Annotated in this window: 22 protein-coding genes; 14 read left to right on the top strand and 8 right to left on the bottom strand. The window is 56.9% G+C overall.

The window, feature by feature from the left end:
- Nucleotides 1–27: 27 nt before the first annotated feature.
- The 4 genes from speA to ACOTXF_RS04855 all read right to left on the bottom strand — a co-directional run bounded on the left by speA (nucleotide 28) and on the right by ACOTXF_RS04855 (nucleotide 2,669).
- Nucleotides 28–2,004 carry a biosynthetic arginine decarboxylase gene (gene speA, locus ACOTXF_RS04870; protein WP_048963282.1) on the bottom strand — a complete coding sequence of 659 codons (1,977 nt, stop codon included), beginning with the start codon at nucleotides 2,002–2,004 and terminating at the stop codon, nucleotides 28–30.
- A gap of 8 nt (nucleotides 2,005–2,012) precedes the next feature.
- The gene (yqgB, locus tag ACOTXF_RS04865) at nucleotides 2,013–2,144 is read right to left on the bottom strand and encodes an acid stress response protein YqgB (protein WP_127312443.1); all 132 of its coding nucleotides are present in this window, start codon (nucleotides 2,142–2,144) and stop codon (nucleotides 2,013–2,015) included.
- 94 nt (nucleotides 2,145–2,238) lie between these two features.
- Nucleotides 2,239–2,382, bottom strand: a complete 144-nt coding sequence (locus ACOTXF_RS04860; protein WP_418250466.1) for a hypothetical protein — start codon at nucleotides 2,380–2,382, stop codon at nucleotides 2,239–2,241.
- Between the two features lie 116 nt (nucleotides 2,383–2,498).
- The gene (locus ACOTXF_RS04855; RefSeq protein WP_045335271.1) at nucleotides 2,499–2,669 is read right to left on the bottom strand and encodes a hypothetical protein; all 171 of its coding nucleotides are present in this window, start codon (nucleotides 2,667–2,669) and stop codon (nucleotides 2,499–2,501) included.
- A 138-nt stretch (nucleotides 2,670–2,807) separates the two neighbouring features.
- Here ACOTXF_RS04855 and metK point away from each other — a divergent pair, with 138 nt between their 5' ends.
- The 8 genes from metK to ruvX all read left to right on the top strand — a co-directional run bounded on the left by metK (nucleotide 2,808) and on the right by ruvX (nucleotide 9,954).
- On the top strand, nucleotides 2,808–3,962 hold the full coding sequence (metK, locus tag ACOTXF_RS04850) for a methionine adenosyltransferase (RefSeq protein WP_008499745.1): 1,155 nt from the start codon (nucleotides 2,808–2,810) through the stop codon (nucleotides 3,960–3,962).
- A gap of 427 nt (nucleotides 3,963–4,389) precedes the next feature.
- Nucleotides 4,390–5,787, top strand: a complete 1,398-nt coding sequence (gene galP / locus ACOTXF_RS04845; RefSeq protein WP_232926843.1) for a galactose/proton symporter — start codon at nucleotides 4,390–4,392, stop codon at nucleotides 5,785–5,787.
- A 58-nt stretch (nucleotides 5,788–5,845) separates the two neighbouring features.
- Nucleotides 5,846–6,343, top strand: coding sequence for a SprT family zinc-dependent metalloprotease (locus ACOTXF_RS04840; RefSeq protein ID WP_021242073.1), 498 nt, complete (start codon nucleotides 5,846–5,848; stop codon nucleotides 6,341–6,343).
- A 94-nt stretch (nucleotides 6,344–6,437) separates the two neighbouring features.
- Complete coding sequence (gene endA, locus ACOTXF_RS04835) at nucleotides 6,438–7,145, top strand: deoxyribonuclease I (RefSeq protein ID WP_021242074.1); 708 nt, start codon at nucleotides 6,438–6,440, stop codon at nucleotides 7,143–7,145.
- Between the two features lie 51 nt (nucleotides 7,146–7,196).
- Nucleotides 7,197–7,928, top strand: a complete 732-nt coding sequence (gene rsmE, locus ACOTXF_RS04830; protein ID WP_046092708.1) for a 16S rRNA (uracil(1498)-N(3))-methyltransferase — start codon at nucleotides 7,197–7,199, stop codon at nucleotides 7,926–7,928.
- A 19-nt stretch (nucleotides 7,929–7,947) separates the two neighbouring features.
- A complete protein-coding gene (gene gshB, locus ACOTXF_RS04825; protein WP_008499751.1) occupies nucleotides 7,948–8,895 on the top strand; it encodes a glutathione synthase in 948 nt (315 codons plus the stop codon).
- A gap of 82 nt (nucleotides 8,896–8,977) precedes the next feature.
- Nucleotides 8,978–9,538 carry a YqgE/AlgH family protein gene (locus ACOTXF_RS04820; RefSeq protein WP_008499752.1) on the top strand — a complete coding sequence of 187 codons (561 nt, stop codon included), beginning with the start codon at nucleotides 8,978–8,980 and terminating at the stop codon, nucleotides 9,536–9,538.
- Complete coding sequence (gene ruvX / locus ACOTXF_RS04815) at nucleotides 9,538–9,954, top strand: Holliday junction resolvase RuvX (protein WP_023326041.1); 417 nt, start codon at nucleotides 9,538–9,540, stop codon at nucleotides 9,952–9,954. Before ACOTXF_RS04820 ends, ruvX begins: the two co-directional genes overlap by 1 nt.
- A 10-nt stretch (nucleotides 9,955–9,964) precedes the next feature.
- Here the strand turns inward: ruvX and ACOTXF_RS04810 are convergent, their stop codons facing one another.
- The gene (locus ACOTXF_RS04810; RefSeq protein ID WP_049028019.1) at nucleotides 9,965–10,945 is read right to left on the bottom strand and encodes a type IV pilus twitching motility protein PilT; all 981 of its coding nucleotides are present in this window, start codon (nucleotides 10,943–10,945) and stop codon (nucleotides 9,965–9,967) included.
- A 17-nt stretch (nucleotides 10,946–10,962) separates the two neighbouring features.
- Between ACOTXF_RS04810 and ACOTXF_RS04805 the strand changes: the two genes are divergently transcribed.
- From ACOTXF_RS04805 to hemW, 5 genes are read left to right on the top strand one after another with little or no spacing between them, the layout of a single operon-like run.
- A complete protein-coding gene (locus ACOTXF_RS04805) occupies nucleotides 10,963–11,664 on the top strand; it encodes a YggS family pyridoxal phosphate-dependent enzyme (RefSeq protein WP_045351707.1) in 702 nt (233 codons plus the stop codon).
- 21 nt (nucleotides 11,665–11,685) lie between these two features.
- Nucleotides 11,686–12,252, top strand: coding sequence for a YggT family protein (locus ACOTXF_RS04800; RefSeq protein ID WP_008499757.1), 567 nt, complete (start codon nucleotides 11,686–11,688; stop codon nucleotides 12,250–12,252).
- On the top strand, nucleotides 12,249–12,545 hold the full coding sequence (gene yggU, locus ACOTXF_RS04795; RefSeq protein ID WP_008499758.1) for a DUF167 family protein YggU: 297 nt from the start codon (nucleotides 12,249–12,251) through the stop codon (nucleotides 12,543–12,545). The genes ACOTXF_RS04800 and yggU overlap by 4 nt, the downstream gene beginning before the upstream one ends.
- Nucleotides 12,546–12,548: 3 nt before the next feature.
- Nucleotides 12,549–13,142 carry an XTP/dITP diphosphatase gene (locus ACOTXF_RS04790; RefSeq protein WP_047745970.1) on the top strand — a complete coding sequence of 198 codons (594 nt, stop codon included), beginning with the start codon at nucleotides 12,549–12,551 and terminating at the stop codon, nucleotides 13,140–13,142.
- Nucleotides 13,135–14,283 (top strand): radical SAM family heme chaperone HemW, encoded by a 1,149-nt coding sequence (gene hemW / locus ACOTXF_RS04785; protein ID WP_047745969.1) that lies wholly within the window; start codon nucleotides 13,135–13,137, stop codon nucleotides 14,281–14,283. The genes ACOTXF_RS04790 and hemW overlap by 8 nt, the downstream gene beginning before the upstream one ends.
- Before the next feature lie 184 nt (nucleotides 14,284–14,467).
- Here hemW and ACOTXF_RS04780 read toward each other — a convergent pair whose 3' ends face one another.
- The 3 genes from ACOTXF_RS04780 to trmB are packed head-to-tail and all read right to left on the bottom strand — an operon-like array spanning nucleotide 14,468 to nucleotide 16,286.
- Nucleotides 14,468–15,184, bottom strand: a complete 717-nt coding sequence (locus ACOTXF_RS04780) for a DUF2884 domain-containing protein (protein WP_008499762.1) — start codon at nucleotides 15,182–15,184, stop codon at nucleotides 14,468–14,470.
- 56 nt (nucleotides 15,185–15,240) lie between these two features.
- A complete protein-coding gene (locus ACOTXF_RS04775) occupies nucleotides 15,241–15,567 on the bottom strand; it encodes a YggL family protein (RefSeq protein ID WP_003862421.1) in 327 nt (108 codons plus the stop codon).
- The gene (trmB, locus tag ACOTXF_RS04770) at nucleotides 15,567–16,286 is read right to left on the bottom strand and encodes a tRNA (guanosine(46)-N7)-methyltransferase TrmB (RefSeq protein WP_025760376.1); all 720 of its coding nucleotides are present in this window, start codon (nucleotides 16,284–16,286) and stop codon (nucleotides 15,567–15,569) included. Before trmB ends, ACOTXF_RS04775 begins: the two co-directional genes overlap by 1 nt.
- A 144-nt stretch (nucleotides 16,287–16,430) precedes the next feature.
- Between trmB and mutY the strand changes: the two genes are divergently transcribed.
- Nucleotides 16,431–17,483 (top strand): A/G-specific adenine glycosylase, encoded by a 1,053-nt coding sequence (gene mutY / locus ACOTXF_RS04765; protein WP_169809165.1) that lies wholly within the window; start codon nucleotides 16,431–16,433, stop codon nucleotides 17,481–17,483.
- Nucleotides 17,484–17,500: the final 17 nt, after the last annotated feature.

The raw sequence follows: 17,500 nt of genomic DNA, 5'->3' as shown, positions 1-17,500 counted from the left end.
ACCCTTTTTTAACGCCCCTTTCGAACGTTATTCGTCTTCCAGATACGTATATCCGTACAGACCCGCTTCAAACTCTTCCAGGAACTGCTGCTGCAGCGCATCGTCCAGCCCGGTGTTTTTCACCTGGTCGCGGAACTGCGTGAGCAGGGTTTTCGGATCCAGCTGAACGTATTCCAGCATGTCCGCCACGGTATCCCCTTCGTCAGACAGCTCAACTTCCACGCTGCCGTCAGGGAAGACAAACACGTCAACCGCCTCGGTATCGCCGAACAGGTTGTGCATGTTGCCGAGGATCTCCTGATACGCGCCGACCATAAAGAAGCCCAGCATTGGCGGGTGCTCCGGGTCGTATTCCGGCATTGGCATCGTCGTGGCGATACCGTCGCCGTCCACGTAGTGGTCGATGGCGCCGTCAGAGTCGCAGGTGATGTCCAGCAGTACCGCGCGACGTTCCGGGGCATGATTCAATCCTTCCAGCGGCAGAACCGGGAACAGCTGATCGATACCCCAGGCATCCGGCATCGACTGGAACAGCGAGAAGTTGACGTAAATCTTATCCGCCATACGCTCCTGCAGCTCGTCGATTATCGGACGGTGGGCGCGGTTGCTCGGGTCGAGCTGCTTCTGCACTTCATGGCACATATTCAAATAGAGCTGCTCTGCCCACGCGCGCTCCTGCAGGCTGAAGGTGCCTGAAGAGTAGCCGACGTGAATGTCGTGCAGATCCATCTGGCTGTCGTGCAGCCATTCGCGCAGGGAACGACGCGTGCCCGGCTCGTGCATCTCCTGCCAGGTTTCCCACATGCTTTGCAGGGAACGCGGGGCATCATCTGCCGGCGGCGTCGCTTCGGTGGTTTCGCTGCGCTCAACGCCGATAATGTTAGAGACCAGCACCGTATGGTGCGCGGTCACCGCGCGACCGGATTCGGTAATCACCGTCGGGTGCGGCAGGCCGTTCTCTTCACAGGCGTCGCCGATCGCCCAGATGATGTTGTTCGCGTATTCGTTCAGGCCATAGTTCACGGAACAATCAGATTGTGAGCGGGTCCCTTCATAGTCCACGCCCAGGCCGCCGCCCACGTCGAAGCACTGAATATTCACGCCAAGCTTGTGCAGCTCAACGTAGAAACGCGCCGACTCTCGCACGCCGGTGGCGATATCACGAATGTTGGCCATCTGCGAGCCGAGGTGGAAGTGCAGCAACTGAATGCTGTCCAGACGACCACGCTCGCGCAGAATTTCTACCAGCTGCAGCACCTGGTTGGCCGCCAGGCCGAACTTGGATTTTTCACCGCCGGAGGACTGCCATTTTCCGGAACCCTGCGACGCCAGACGCGCACGCACGCCAAGGCGCGGCACCACGTTCAGACGCTCGGCTTCTTCCAGCACGATGGCGATTTCAGTCATCTTCTCGATAACCAGATAGACCTTGTGGCCCATCTTCTCGCCAATCAGCGCCAGACGAATGTATTCACGGTCTTTATAGCCGTTACAGACGATCACTGAACGGGTCATCCCCGCATGCGCCAGCACGGCCATCAGTTCGGCTTTGGAACCCGCCTCCAGCCCCAGCGGCTCGCCGGAGTGGATCAGCGATTCAATCACGCGGCGGTGCTGGTTTACCTTGATCGGGTAAACCAGGAAGTAGTCGCCTTTATAGCCGTAGGATTCACGCGCGCGTTTGAACGCGGCGTTAATCGAACGCAGGCGATGTTGCAGGATCTGCGGGAAGCAGAACAGTGCAGGCAAACGCTGGCCCTGAGCCTCACGGGCTTTCACCAGTTTGGCGAGATCCACGCGCGCTTCAGGGACGTCGGGATCCGGGCAGACGCTGATGTGGCCCAGTTCGTTGACGTCGTAGTAGTTATTGCCCCACCAGGCAATATTGTAAGTGCGCAGCATCTTGCTGGCTTCCTCGGAGCTCATCGCAACCTCCTGCATAGAACGTAGTACACCCTGTTCGCCCGCTGACGAAGGCGAAAAAGAAGACATGTCGTCAGACATAGCGAACCTCAACTCTTTGTATTAAGTGTAAAACAGTTGACTACTATCGCAGCGTTATACGGCGATAACAACCCATAAACGGCTCCGTTTCCCAGCAGAGTATGCTGAAATCCAGACCGTGCGACCGGTTTCTTATTCATATCATTGTAAAACACGTATCCGAACTCTGTATGACAAGGTTCGGCGAAACCACGAGAAAACTCTTGTATTAACAAGAGCGCCCTTGTTCAGTTTTCACAAAGCGTGACCGGCCCTGGAATCCTGAGAAGCGCCGAGATGGGTATAACATCGGCAGGTTTGCAGACTAGAAATGCGGGTTGCGGGAATCAAATGCGCGCCAGAACGGCTGCGCTGAATTAGCGGAAAACGATGGTTCATTATCTCGTATCACCTCCACGGCCGCCTCTGCTGAAACGGACCCCAAGCCAAAGCTAAAAGTTCACTGCTTTACCCGGCTGGAAGTGGCGACACGATGAGTTCATCGAGCGCTTATTTTATATGAGCCGCGCGCCGCGTTTTATACCGAGAAGGGGGCTAAAAAGCAAAACAAAAATGCGCGTGTTGCCAGCACCGTCAGGAATTTTTGCCAGCAGCAATTTCAACTGAGTGAGAGATGAGTCAAAAAAAACTGGAAATCGGGTGAAGAAGTGACCTAAAATAGCCATCCAGATGTTAATCCATCTATACTGATTAACACTCATACTGCCAGTGTCAAAAACCTGCAGGCCTTGGTAGAATTATCTCCTTTGGCTATTCCACACAGCAGCTTGAGCTAACCAAATTCCTCTTAGGTGAAATAAAACATGGCAAAACACCTGTTTACGTCCGAGTCCGTATCAGAAGGACATCCTGATAAAATTGCTGACCAAATCTCCGATGCGGTGCTGGATGCGATCCTCGCGCAGGATCCAAAAGCACGCGTCGCGTGTGAAACCTATGTCAAAACCGGCATGGTTCTGGTTGGCGGTGAGATCACCACCAGCGCATGGGTTGATATCGAAGAGATCACCCGTAACACGGTGCGTGAGATCGGTTATGTGCATTCTGATATGGGCTTTGATGCCAACTCCTGCGCGGTACTGAGCGCGATTGGCAAACAGTCTCCAGACATCAACCAGGGCGTTGACCGTGCCGATCCGCTGGAACAGGGCGCGGGCGACCAGGGCCTGATGTTCGGCTATGCAACCAACGAAACCGACGTGCTGATGCCAGCGCCAGTCACCTACGCACACCGTCTGGTGCAGCGTCAGGCTGAAGTGCGTAAAAACGGCACCCTGCCGTGGCTGCGCCCGGATGCGAAGAGCCAGGTCACCTTCCAGTACGACGACGGTAAAATTGTCGGTATTGACGCGGTGGTTCTGTCTACCCAGCATGCCGAAGATATCGATCAGAAATCCCTGCAGGAAGCAGTGATGGAAGAGATCATCAAGCCGGTTCTGCCAACCGAATGGCTGAGCAGCGCCACCAAATTCTTTATCAACCCAACCGGACGCTTTGTTATCGGTGGCCCAATGGGTGACTGCGGCCTGACCGGTCGTAAAATCATCGTTGATACCTACGGCGGCATGGCGCGTCACGGTGGCGGTGCATTCTCCGGTAAAGATCCATCAAAAGTGGACCGTTCTGCAGCGTACGCGGCACGTTATGTGGCGAAAAACATCGTGGCTGCCGGCCTGGCTGACCGCTGTGAGATTCAGGTTTCCTACGCCATCGGTGTGGCTGAACCCACCTCCATCATGGTGGAAACCTTTGGTACCGAGAAAGTGCCTTCAGAACAGCTGACCCTGCTGGTGCGCGAGTTCTTCGACCTGCGCCCATACGGACTGATTCAGATGCTGGATCTGCTGCACCCAATCTACAAAGAAACCGCTGCATACGGTCACTTTGGTCGTGAACATTTCCCATGGGAAAAAACCGACAAAGCCGCCCTGCTGCGTGAAGCTGCCGGTCTGAAGTAATCGACTGACATCGCTTTTAAAAGGCCAGCCTTCGGGCTGGCTTTTTTTTTGTCGGGTGGCGGCTACGCCTTACCCGACCTACGGGGTACGGAGGTTTTGTAGGCCGGGTAAGGCGCAGCCGCCACCCGGCTTAAAGGCACACCGTTTGGAACCGATTACACCGTAGCGGATGTCTTCCGCTTTCAGAATATTCTCTTTGCATGATCGCCATTCTTCTGCTGTTACATTCCCTTTCAGTTAAGTCTGAAATATCTCCTTTCGCGATGCGCCTCACTTCATTTACCTCTATATTTTCAAAGCTTTAATTTTATTTACGGTTGCACACGAGTGTAACCGATTACACCTATGTGATTAATCTCACATATTTTTACGGGTCGCTCACCTACCCTTACCATCAATAAAACTGATAACCCAACTGGAGGGCATAATGCCTGACAATAAAAAACAGGGGCGTACGTCCAACAAGGCGATGACATTCTTCGTCTGTTTCCTCGCCGCCCTGGCAGGATTACTTTTTGGCCTGGATATCGGCGTGATTGCCGGTGCATTACCTTTCATCACTGACGAGTTCCAGATTAGCGCTCACACCCAGGAATGGGTGGTCAGCTCCATGATGTTCTGTGCGGCCGTTGGGGCCGTCGGCAGCGGCTGGCTCTCCTTCAAACTCGGACGTAAAAAGAGCCTGATGATTGGCGCGATCCTGTTCGTGGCCGGCTCACTCTTCTCTGCCGCAGCGCCTAACGTTGAGGTTCTGCTGGTTTCCCGCGTGCTGCTCGGTCTGGCCGTGGGCGTGGCGTCCTATACCGCCCCACTGTATCTGTCGGAAATCGCGCCGGAGAAAATCCGCGGTAGTATGATTTCGATGTACCAGCTAATGATCACCATCGGTATCCTGGGCGCGTACCTTTCCGATACGGCGTTTAGCTACAGCGGCGCATGGCGCTGGATGCTCGGCGTGATCATCATACCTGCGGTTCTGCTGCTGATTGGCGTCTTCTTCCTGCCGGACAGCCCGCGCTGGTTTGCTGCAAAACGTCGCTTCCACGATGCCGAACGCGTGCTGATGCGCCTGCGCGATACCAGCGCGGAAGCGAAAAACGAGCTGGAAGAGATCCGCGAAAGCCTGAAGGTCAAACAGTCCGGCTGGGCGCTGTTTAAAGAGAACAGCAACTTCCGCCGGGCGGTGTTCCTCGGCGTGCTGCTCCAGGTGATGCAGCAGTTCACCGGGATGAACGTCATCATGTACTACGCGCCCAAAATCTTTGAGCTGGCGGGTTATACCAACACCACCGAGCAGATGTGGGGGACCGTCATCGTGGGTCTGACCAACGTGCTGGCGACCTTTATCGCCATCGGTCTGGTGGACCGCTGGGGACGTAAGCCAACCCTGACGCTGGGCTTCCTGGTGATGGCGGCCGGTATGGGCGTCCTCGGTACCATGATGCATGTGGGCATTCACTCCCCAACCGCCCAGTACTTTGCGGTAGGCATGCTGCTGATGTTTATCGTCGGGTTTGCGATGAGCGCCGGGCCGCTGATCTGGGTGCTGTGCTCTGAGATCCAGCCGCTGAAAGGACGTGATTTTGGTATCACCTGCTCTACCGCAACGAACTGGATTGCCAACATGATCGTCGGCGCAACGTTCCTGACCATGCTCAACACTCTGGGCAATGCCAATACCTTCTGGGTCTACGCCGGTCTGAACATCTTCTTTATTGTGCTGACTATCTGGCTGGTTCCGGAAACCAAACACGTTTCGCTGGAACATATTGAACGTAACCTGATGAAAGGTCGCCCGCTGCGCGAAATCGGCGCTCACGACTGATCCTCTTGCGGGAGGCGCCTCTTGCGCCTCCCCGCTTCCCGCTTTATGCTCTGCCCCTATGAAAGCTCCCCGTCTCCCCATCGCCATTCAGCAAGCCGTTATGCGCAGCCTGCGGGAAAAACTCGCCCAGGCGAACCTGAAGCTTGGTCGCAATTACCCTGAACCCAAACTCGTCTACCAGCAGCGTGGCACCTCGGCCGGTACCGCCTGGCTGGAATCCTATGAGATCCGCCTGAACCCGGTTCTGATGATGGAAAACCAGCAGGCGTTTATTGATGAGGTGGTGCCGCACGAGCTGGCGCACCTGCTGGTGTGGAAACACTTCGGACGCGTCGCCCCCCACGGCAAGGAGTGGAAGTGGATGATGGAAGCGGTGCTCGGCGTTCCGGCGCGCAGAACCCATCAGTTCGAGCTGGAATCGGTGCGCCGCAATACCTTCCCCTACCGCTGCCAGTGTCAGCAACATCAGCTTACCGTCCGCCGCCATAATCGCGTGGTGCGCGGCGAGGCAACCTACCGCTGCGTGAAATGCGGCGAGCCGCTGGTGGCGGAATAATTATCTGAACGTTCAGGAACTTTCCTGATCTGACTGATTGCATACAGGAACAACATTCGTTACGTTGCGGGCTCGTTTTGACACGGAGTGTAAGATGTCCCGTAATTTTTCTCTCGCGGTCGCCTTTCTGACGACGGCGCTCTCAGGCCACGCCCTGGCCGACGGTATCAACAGTTTCTCTCAGGCCAAAGCGGCCGGTGTAAAGGTCAACGCTGACGTACCGGGTGATTTCTACTGCGGCTGTAAAATTAACTGGCAGGGTAAAAAAGGGGTCGTTGACCTTGAGTCCTGCGGCTACAAGGTGCGTAAAAACGAAAACCGCGCCAGCCGTATTGAATGGGAACATGTCGTTCCGGCATGGCAGTTTGGCCACCAGCGCCAGTGCTGGCAGGATGGTGGACGTAAAAACTGCGCCAAAGATCCGGTTTACCGCCAGATGGAAAGCGACATGCATAACCTGCAGCCCGCGGTGGGCGAAGTGAACGGCGATCGCGGCAACTTCATGTACAGCCAGTGGAACGGTGGCGAAGGTCAGTACGGCCAGTGCGGTATGAAGATTGATTTTAAAGAGAAAGTCGCCGAGCCCCCTGCCCGCGCGCGCGGCAGCATTGCCCGCACCTATTTCTATATGCGCGACCGTTACGATCTCAACCTCTCCCGCCAGCAGACCCAGTTGTTCAACGCCTGGGACAAGCAATACCCGGTGACGGAGTGGGAATGCCAGCGCGACGAGCGTATCGCCAGAGTCCAGGGGAATCACAACCCTTACGTCCAGCGGGCTTGCCAGGCGCAAAAGAGCTAACCTACACTACGGCAATTCGCTTATATCGCATGACACATGGAATTTCTGACTATGCGCATTCCCCGCATTTACCATCCTGAACTGATTACCGCAGGCCGTGAAATCGCCCTGTCTGATGACGCCGCCAACCACGTTGGCCGCGTGCTGCGCATGGGCGCCGGCCAGGCAATACAGCTGTTCGACGGCTCGAACCAGGTTTTCGACGCGGAAATCACGCGGGCGGATAAAAAAAACGTACACGTGAACGTCCTGCGTGGTGAAGTGGATGACCGGGAATCACCGCTGCATATCCATCTGGGCCAGGTGATGTCGCGCGGCGAGAAAATGGAGTTCACGATCCAGAAATCCATTGAACTGGGTGTAAGCCTCATTACGCCACTTTTTTCTGAGCGCTGTGGCGTTAAACTGGATGCGGAACGTCTGAACAAAAAGATCCAGCAGTGGCAGAAAATTGCCATCGCGGCTTGCGAACAGAGTGGCCGCAACCGTATTCCGGAGATCCGCCCGGCGATGGATCTGGAGGAGTGGTGTGCAGAAGAGGACAGTGGGCTGAAGCTCAATCTTCATCCGCGCGCCAGCGCCAGCATCAATACGCTGCCGCTGCCCGTTGAGCGCGTTCGCCTGCTGATTGGCCCTGAAGGCGGCCTGTCGGCGGACGAAATTGCGATGACGGCACGTTACCAGTTTACTGATATTCTGTTGGGACCTCGCGTTCTGCGCACTGAGACAACGGCACTCACGGCCATTACCGCGCTACAGGTACGGTTTGGCGATCTGGGTTGACGCATTATTGGAGAGAAAGATGATCAAGCTCGGCATCGTGATGGACCCCATCGCAAACATCAACATCAAGAAAGATTCCAGCTTTGCCATGCTGCTGGAAGCGCAGCGTCGCGGCTATGAACTCCACTATATGGAGATGAACGATCTTTACCTGATCAACGGTGAAGCCCGCGCGCGCACCCGCATCGTTAACGTCGAGCAGAACTACGACAAATGGTACGAATTCGGTACAGAGCAGGACATTGCCCTGGCCGATCTCAACGTCATTCTGATGCGTAAAGATCCGCCATTCGACACCGAGTATATCTACTGCACCTATATCCTTGAACGTGCAGAAGAGAAGGGAACGCTGATCGTCAACAAGCCGCAGAGCCTGCGCGACTGTAACGAGAAGCTCTATACCGCCTGGTTCTCTGACCTGACGCCGGAAACCCTGGTGACCCGCAGCAAAGCGCAGTTGAAGGCATTCTGGCAGAAGCACGGCGACATCATCATGAAGCCGCTGGACGGGATGGGCGGCGCGTCGATTTTCCGCGTGAAAGAAGGCGACCCGAACATTGGCGTGATTGCCGAAACCCTGACCGAACTGGGCACCCGTTACTGCATGGCACAGAACTATATTCCGGCAATCAAGGACGGCGACAAACGCGTGCTGGTGGTGGATGGCGAACCGGTCCCTTACTGCCTGGCGCGTATCCCGCAGGGTGGCGAAACCCGTGGTAACCTGGCGGCCGGTGGCCGGGGTGAACCGCGTCCGTTGACCGAAAGCGACTGGGAAATTGCCCGCCGCGTAGGCCCGACGCTGAAAGCCAAAGGCCTGATCTTCGTCGGACTGGATATCATCGGCGATCGTCTGACCGAAGTGAACGTCACCAGCCCGACCTGCATTCGTGAAATTGAAGCGGAATTCCCGGTCTCGATCACCGGAATGCTGATGGACGCCATCGAAAAACGCCTGCAGAAATAACCCACCAATGAGTGACAGCGCCCGGGTTTCTCCGCATACTGGTCGCTGTCGCTTTTTAAACCAGGAAACAGTACCTCTGACAATGAATTTACAGCATCACTTTCTTATTGCCATGCCTGCTCTCCAGGACCCGATTTTTCGCCGCGCCGTGGTTTATATTTGTGAATACAATGAAGACGGCGCGATGGGTATTATCATTAATAAACCGCTGGAAAATCTTCAGGTTGAAGGGATTCTGGACAAGCTGAAAATCCCGGCTGAAGCGCGACTGCCGGAGATCCGGCTTGATAAGCCCGTGATGCTGGGTGGACCTCTTGCAGAAGATCGCGGCTTTATCCTGCATACGCCGCCGGTGTTCTCTTCCAGTATCCGCATTTCGGATAACACCGTCATCACCACCTCGCGTGACGTGCTCGAAACGCTGGGCACCGCAGAGCAGCCTTCTGAAGTGCTGGTGGCGCTGGGCTATTCGTCGTGGGAGAAAGGCCAGCTTGAGCAGGAGATCCTCGATAACGCCTGGCTCACCGCCCCTGCGGACATGAATATCCTGTTTAAAACGCCGATTGCCGATCGCTGGCGCGACGCGGCGAAGTTGATTGGCATTGATATCCTGACCATGCCTGGCGTAGCGGGGCACGCCTGATGAGCGGAACGCTTCTGGCCTTCGATTTTGGCACCAAAAGCATTGGCGTCGCCGTGGGGCAGCGCATCACCGGCACCGCGCGTCCGCTTACCGCCCTGAAGGCCAACGACGGTACGCCGGACTGGAACCTCATTGAGCGTCTGCTCAAAGAGTGGCAGCCGGATGACGTGATTGTCGGATTACCGCTCAACATGGACGGTACCGAACAGCCGCTGACTGCCCGGGCGCGTAAGTTCGCCAATAAAATCCATGGCCGCTTTGGCGTCTCCGTGAAGCTGCACGACGAGCGTCTCAGCACCGTCGAAGCGCGTGCGGGTCTGTTTGAGCACGGCGGCTTCCGCGCGCTCAGTAAAGGCAGCGTGGACTCCGCTTCTGCCGTCATCATCCTCGAAAGCTATTTCGAGCAGGGCTTTTAAGCACAGGGGCCTAGAGCCGCCCCTGCGCCCGTCTCTCCGCCAGGCTTTGGTCAAAGTTCTGCATGCCTGCCTGCTGTCCGGTTTGAATCATGCCGGGCAGCTGCCACGTTTTTCCTTCTCGTATCAGATTCGCCGCCGCCGCGGTATTCACCAGCAGCTCATACAGCGCGACGCGCCCGTCCTGTAAGTCAGGAACCAGCTTCTGCGCCAGCACCGCCCGCAGGCTGCCGGCCAGCTGGTTACGCACCGGATCTTTCTCCTGCGCCGGGAACGTATCGACCAGCCGCTCAATCGCCTGCGATGCCCCGCGCGTATGCAGCGTCGCCAGCACCAGGTGCCCGGTCTCCGCTGCCGTTAGCGCCAGGCGGATCGTTTCGCTGTCGCGCAGCTCTCCCAGCAAAATCACGTCCGGATCCTGGCGTAAGGCACTGCGCAGCGCATCGGCAAATGACGGGCTGTGCTGGCCGATCTCCCGCTGCTGGATCAGGCAACGTGCGCTCTGATAGATAAACTCCACCGGATCTTCGAGCGTGAGAATATGGCCGTCAGTATGGTGGTTGAGAAAATCGACCATCGCCGCCAGCGTCGTGGATTTGCCGCTGCCGGTCGCCCCCGTCACCAGAATCAACCCGGACGCATTGGTTAACAGTTCCGGGATAACCCTCGGTGCGCCCAGCGAAGCGAGCTGCGGACAGGTACGCGGCAACAGCCGTAGCGTCACAGAGACTCCGCGCATCTGCTTAAAGGCACTGCCGCGCAGGCGCTGGCCTCCCGCCACCGTAGCGGCAAAATCCACCTGCCCGTTGGCCCACCATATCCCCTGCTGCTCATCGTTGAGCCACGCTTTTAACAACGCCCCGAGGTCCGGAGAAGGAAACGGTGCCGGTTCAAGGCGGCCCGTTCTGCGCCAGAGAGGTGGCGAATCACTGCACAGGTGTAGATCGGAGACGTTATGCTTTACACTAAGGGCCACAATTTCTTCCACATCCATAGACTACTCCTCGGAAAATGAACGACATTGCGCATAACCTGGCACAGGTCCGGGACAAAATCTCAGCCGCCGCAACGCGTTGCGGCCGGGCTTCAGAAGAAATTACGCTGCTTGCAGTCAGCAAAACCAAGCCTGCGAGCGCCATCGCAGAAGCCATTGACGCAGGCCAGCGGGCGTTTGGTGAAAACTACGTCCAGGAAGGCGTGGATAAAATTCGCTACTTCCAGGAACAGGGGAAGACGGATCTGCAGTGGCACTTTATCGGCCCACTGCAGTCGAACAAAAGCCGCCTGGTGGCGGAGCACTTCGACTGGTGCCATACCGTTGACCGTCTGCGCATTGCGACACGCCTGAACGACCAGCGTCCGGCAGAGATGCCAGCGCTTAACGTGCTGATTCAAATCAACATCAGCGATGAAAACAGCAAGTCCGGCATTGCGCTGAGCGAGCTGGATGCGCTGGCAGCCGAGGTGGCCGCCCTGCCGCGCTTAAGCCTGCGTGGTTTGATGGCAATCCCGGCGCCTGAGTCAAGTTATGAAAGGCAGTTTGCCGTGGCACAGCAAATGGCTGTAGCATTTGAGGCGCTTAAAGCGCGCTATAACACGGTAGACACGCTTTCTCTGGGCATGTCGGATGATATGGAAGCCGCCATTGCGGCAGGCAGCACGATGGTGCGCATCGGCACGGCAATTTTCGGTGCGCGCGACTACTCAAAATAATAAGGAAACCTGAGGAACGCCATGAAGACGTTGACTTTCCTGCTCTCAACGGTCATTGAGCTGTACACGATGGCGCTTTTGCTGCGCGTCTGGATGCAGTGGGCCCGCTGTGATTTTTACAATCCGTTCTCGCAGTTTGTCGTGAAAATCACGCAGCCTGTTGTCGGACCGCTGCGCCGTATTATCCCGGCCATGGGGCCCATCGACAGTTCGTCTCTGCTGGTGGCGTTTATTCTGAGCGTTATCAAAGCGATTGTGCTGTTTATGGTCTTCACCTTCCAGCCGATTATCTGGATTGTCGCCGTCCTGATTTTGATCAAAACCATCGGTCTGCTGATCTTCTGGGTGCTGCTGGTCATGGCGATCATGAGCTGGGTGAGCCAGGGCCGTAGCCCGGTGGAGTACGCCTTGATTCAGCTGACCGAGCCGCTGCTGCGCCCGATCCGTAACCTGCTTCCGTCTATGGGCGGCATCGATTTTTCGCCGATGATCCTGGTTCTGCTGCTTTATGTGATCAACATGGGGGTCGCTGAACTGCTGCAGTCCACGGGCGATATGCTGCTGCCGGGGCTGTGGATGGCGCTATGAGTGCCGTAAGCACCTGCGCTGACGGGCTGGTTTTACGGCTGTATATTCAGCCGAAAGCCAGCCGTGACGGTATTGTTGGACTGCATGGCGACGAGTTAAAAGTCGCCATCACCGCCCCGCCGGTTGACGGCCAGGCGAACGCGCATCTGACCAAATATCTGGCAAAACAGTTTCGCGTCGCCAAAAGCCAGGTCATCATTGAAAAAGGCGAACTGGGGCGACATAAACAGGTAAAAATCCTTAATCCGCAATCTATCCCGACGGAAGTCGCGGCTCTGACAGAACAGGACTAAACCATGCAGAAAGTTGTTCTCGCGACCGGCAACGCCGGTAAAGTGCGCGAGCTGGCCTCGCTATTAAATGATTTTGGTCTGGACGTGGTCGCCCAGACCGATCTTGGCGTGGATTCCGCCGAAGAGACGGGGCTGACGTTTATCGAAAACGCGATCATTAAAGCGCGCCACGCTGCGCAGGTAACTGGCCTCCCCGCGATTGCCGACGACTCCGGCCTGGCCGTAGACGCCCTCGGCGGCGCGCCGGGGATCTACTCTGCGCGCTATTCCGGCGTTGACGCTACCGACCAGCAGAATCTGGAAAAGCTGCTTGTCGCCCTGAAAGACGTCCCGGACGAGCAGCGCACCGCGCAGTTCCACTGCGTGCTGGTCTATCTGCGTCACGCGGAAGACCCTACGCCGATCGTCTGCCACGGCAGCTGGCCGGGCATGATTACCCGTGAAGCGGCAGGCAACGGCGGCTTTGGTTACGACCCGATTTTCTTTGTCCCTTCCGAGGGCAAAACCGCTGCGGAACTGACCCGCGAAGAAAAAAGCGCGATATCCCACCGCGGACGCGCGCTGAAACTGTTACTGGAAGCACTGCGTAATGGCTAATTTGCCACCTCTGAGTCTTTATATTCACATCCCGTGGTGCGTGCAAAAATGCCCGTACTGTGATTTCAACTCGCACGCGCTGAAGGGCGAAGTGCCGCACGATGACTACGTTGCGCATCTGCTGGCCGACCTGGATGCCGATGTACCTTACGCACAGGGACGTGAAGTTAAGACCATTTTCATTGGTGGCGGTACGCCGAGCCTGCTGTCAGGCCCGGCGATGCAAACGCTGCTGGACGGCGTGCGTGCGCGCCTGAACCTGGCAGCGGATGCTGAAATTACGATGGAAGCCAACCCCGGCACCGTTGAAGCCGACCGTTTTGTCGACTATCAGCGCGCGGGCGTGAACCGCATCTCCATCGGCGTGCAGAGCTTTAGCGAGCCGAAGCTGAAGCGCCTGGGGCGTATTCACGGCCCGGAAGAGGCGAAGCGCGCGGCAAACCTGGCGACCGGCCTGGCCCTGCGCAGCTTTAACCTCGATCTGATGCACGGCCTGCCGGATCAGTCTCTGGAAGAGGCGCTGGACGATTTGCGCCAGGCCATTGCGCTGAATCCCCCTCATCTGTCGTGGTACCAGCTCACCATCGAGCCCAACACCCTGTTTGGCTCACGTCCGCCGGTGCTGCCGGATGACGACGCGCTGTGGGATATCTTCGAGCAGGGTCACCAGCTGTTAACCGCTGCGGGCTATCAGCAGTACGAAACGTCGGCATATGCAAAGCCGGGCTATCAGTGTCAGCACAACCTGAACTACTGGCGCTTTGGCGACTATCTGGGCATCGGCTGCGGCGCGCACGGCAAGGTGACCTTCCCGGACGGGCGTATTCTGCGTACTGCCAAAACCCGCCACCCTCGCGGGTATATGGAAGGCCGCTACCTGGAGCGTCAGCACGACGTCGAGGCGGCGGATAAGCCGTTTGAGTTCTTTATGAACCGCTTCCGTCTGCTGGAAGCCGCGCCGCGCGCTGAGTTTGCGCTGTACACCGGGCTGCCGGAGTCGGTGATTCGCCCGCAGATCGACGAAGCGCTGGCGCAGGGGTATCTCACGGAATGTGAGGAATACTGGCAGATCACCGAGCACGGCAAACTGTTCCTCAATTCCCTTCTTGAGCTGTTCCTCGCCGAAGAAGCTGAAGGCTGATTCAGGATTTTGCATCCCGTTCTGCCGGCTGAGGGAAAGGCTGGCAGAGTGTGGGGATGATCGACCTGAAGAAACAGTCGATCACCATGGGTAAAGGATGTTAAAAAGCGTTCACCATGTCCCCGAACACCTGTCTACCATGTCCCCGGACCGTACACCCTGAAAGGGAGAGGGTTAGGGGACCTTACTTCAGCGTCCCCACCAGCGCCTTCCGGCTATCTTCCAGCGACACCACGCGCTTACACACGTCTTTGCCGAACTGCTGGAAATCATCTTCCTGGTTTTTCCACTCGTTCTGAATGGAGGTTTGCAGGCCGCCCAGACTGCCCAGCACGCCCTGCAGCGGGTTACCGCCGCCTTTCAGCACCGCTTTGGCGCCCATCTCGTTGATGCTGTCCTGCAGGATGCCGCCCATCGCCTGGTTCACCAGCTGCTGCCCGTCGGCACGGACCTGATCGATCGCCTTGTAGTGGAACGTCAGGCCGTCGGAGCGCGTCTCGATAATGCGGTTCATCTGTTCTTTAAGCTGCTTGTCCAGCTTCGTCAGGCGGGTGCGCATGTTACTGCTCTCACCCACCTCTTTGGTGATGATCTTATCCAGCGCCACGCGGCTCTTTTCGACGCGCGTCAGGGCACCTTCATTAATCCACGGCAGCGCGGTACGCAATTCGGACTGGTAGTCTTTCGCCTGCTCGCGCTGTGCGGCAGTCAGGTTGTACTGTTTGCCGTTATAGGTGACGTTCCCTTCTGGCGTAATTACCAGATTGCCGTTCTCGCCTTTGACCTGCACGGTTTGCGGGCTTAACACCACGTCATCACGCGGGGTGACGCTACATTGATAATCCGCATGGGCGGTGAATCCGGTTGCCATCAAAGCAACAGCCAGCAACGTTTTGCGCATCTTAAACACTCCCTCAGACAAAACGGGCCAGCTAATGCTGGCCCTTGACTGCTTTATTAGTCCCACCAAACGTCGAAAAGTTCGCTGACGCGGACATCTTCGAGCTTGTGGTCTTCAAGCCATTTACGGACCAGGGCCTGATGTTCTTCGGTGCATTTACCCACTTCCTGGGTGCAGATCAGACCTTCCCAGGCCAGATAGCCGCTACCGTCGAAGGCCAGTTTGTTTGGCTCGATCACCTCGTTGATGAACGCATCCACGTCCTGATCGATCTGCTCAACGCTGGTGCCTTCCGGGAAACGCCACGCAACGGAGAAGCCCACTTCCTGGAATTCTTCGATGTGCATCTTTTTACGCAGACGACGGCTACGATTCTTTGCCATTATTTCACCCTCTCGAACATTAAGTCCCATACACCGTGACCAAGACGATGGCCACGCTGTTCAAATTTCGTTACCGGACGCGATTCCGGACGCGGTACATAGTCGTTGCTCGCAGACTGGTTTTTATAACCGTCGAGCGACGACATCACTTCCAGCATATGTTCCGCATACGGTTCCCAGTCGGTCGCCATATGGAAGACACCGCCCAGCTTCAGCTTGCTTTTAACCAGCTCGGCAAACGGCGCCTGAACGATACGGCGTTTATTATGACGCGCTTTATGCCACGGGTCAGGGAAAAAGAGCTGAACCATGGTTAAAGAATTGTCAGGAATCATTTTGTGCAGCACTTCCACCGCGTCGTGACACATCACGCGCAGGTTCTCAACGCCCTCTTCATGGGCCGTTGCCAGACACGCACCGACGCCCGGGGAGTGGACTTCGATACCGAGGAAGTTCTGCTCCGGGCGCGCTTTCGCCATGGTCACCAGCGAGGCGCCCATACCGAAGCCAATTTCCAGCGTGACCGGCGCGTCGCGGCCAAACAGCTCGCTGAAATCCAGAGGCTGCTCGCTGAACTCAACGCCCATCACCGGCCAGTAGTTGTCCAGCGCGTGTTGCTGACCTTTTGTCAGGCGGCCCTGACGACGGACAAAGCTGCGAATACGGCGCAGCGGGCGACCGTTTTCATCAAATTCCGGTGAAATGACGTCGTTTTTCATAAAAGAGTTGTCTGCTTGTGAGAATGTTCGGGAAACGGGCATTATCCAAAGTTAAGGCTTCTATGCAAGCATGGGAAAGATCCGGTTTACAGCAGATTGACGCTGTGCTGCAATCTGCGTCCCTGATTATGCGAATCGATGACCATGCAAGCCTCTCAATTTTCAGCCCAGGTGCTGGACTGGTACGACAAATACGGGCGTAAAACCCTGCCCTGGCAAATTGAAAAAACGCCGTACAAAGTATGGCTCTCCGAGGTGATGTTGCAACAAACGCAGGTCGCCACGGTGATCCCTTACTTCGAGCGTTTTATGGCGCGCTTCCCGACGGTCACCGATCTGGCGAACGCCCCGCTGGACGAGGTGCTGCACCTGTGGACCGGGCTTGGCTATTACGCCCGCGCGCGCAACCTGCACAAGGCCGCTCAGCAGGTCGCGACGCGCCACAACGGTAAATTCCCGGAAACTTTCGACGAGGTGGCGGACTTACCCGGCGTCGGGCGTTCGACCGCAGGCGCTATTCTCTCCCTGTCTTTAGGCAAGCATTTCCCGATCCTCGACGGCAATGTGAAGCGCGTGCTGGCACGCTGCTATGCCGTTGACGGCTGGCCGGGGAAGAAGGATGTTGAAAAACGCCTTTGGGAAATCAGTGAAGCGGTTACCCCAGCCAACGGCGTCGAGCGTTTCAACCAGGCGATGATGGATCTCGGCGCCATGGTCTGCACGCGCTCAAAACCCAAATGCGAACTCTGCCCGGTGAATAACCTCTGCGTGGCGTATGCCAACCATTCCTGGGCGCAGTATCCGGGCAAGAAACCCAAACAGACGCTGCCGGAGCGCACCGGCTATATGCTGCTGATGCAGCACGGCGATGAGGTCTTCCTCGCCCAGCGTCCGCCGAGCGGTCTGTGGGGTGGTCTATACTGCTTCCCACAGTTTGAAGATGAAGACTTGCTGCGTGAATGGCTTAAACAGCGCGGGATTGCTGCCGATAACCTGACACAGCTGACCGCGTTTCGCCACACCTTCAGCCATTTCCATCTGGATATTGTGCCGATGTGGCTTCCCGTGTCCTCCGTCGCCTCGTGCATGGATGAAGGCACCGCTCTCTGGTATAACTTAGCGCAACCGCCATCAGTCGGACTGGCGGCTCCCGTGGAGCGCCTGTTACAGCAATTACGTGCCGGTGCAATGGTTTAGCATCGACAAGAAAAAGA

This window comes from Enterobacter cloacae complex sp. IR53041, from assembly GCF_049238285.1.
Taxonomy (GTDB): Bacteria; Pseudomonadota; Gammaproteobacteria; order Enterobacterales; family Enterobacteriaceae; genus Enterobacter; species Enterobacter roggenkampii.
This window is presented reverse-complemented; position numbering and strand designations above follow the sequence as displayed.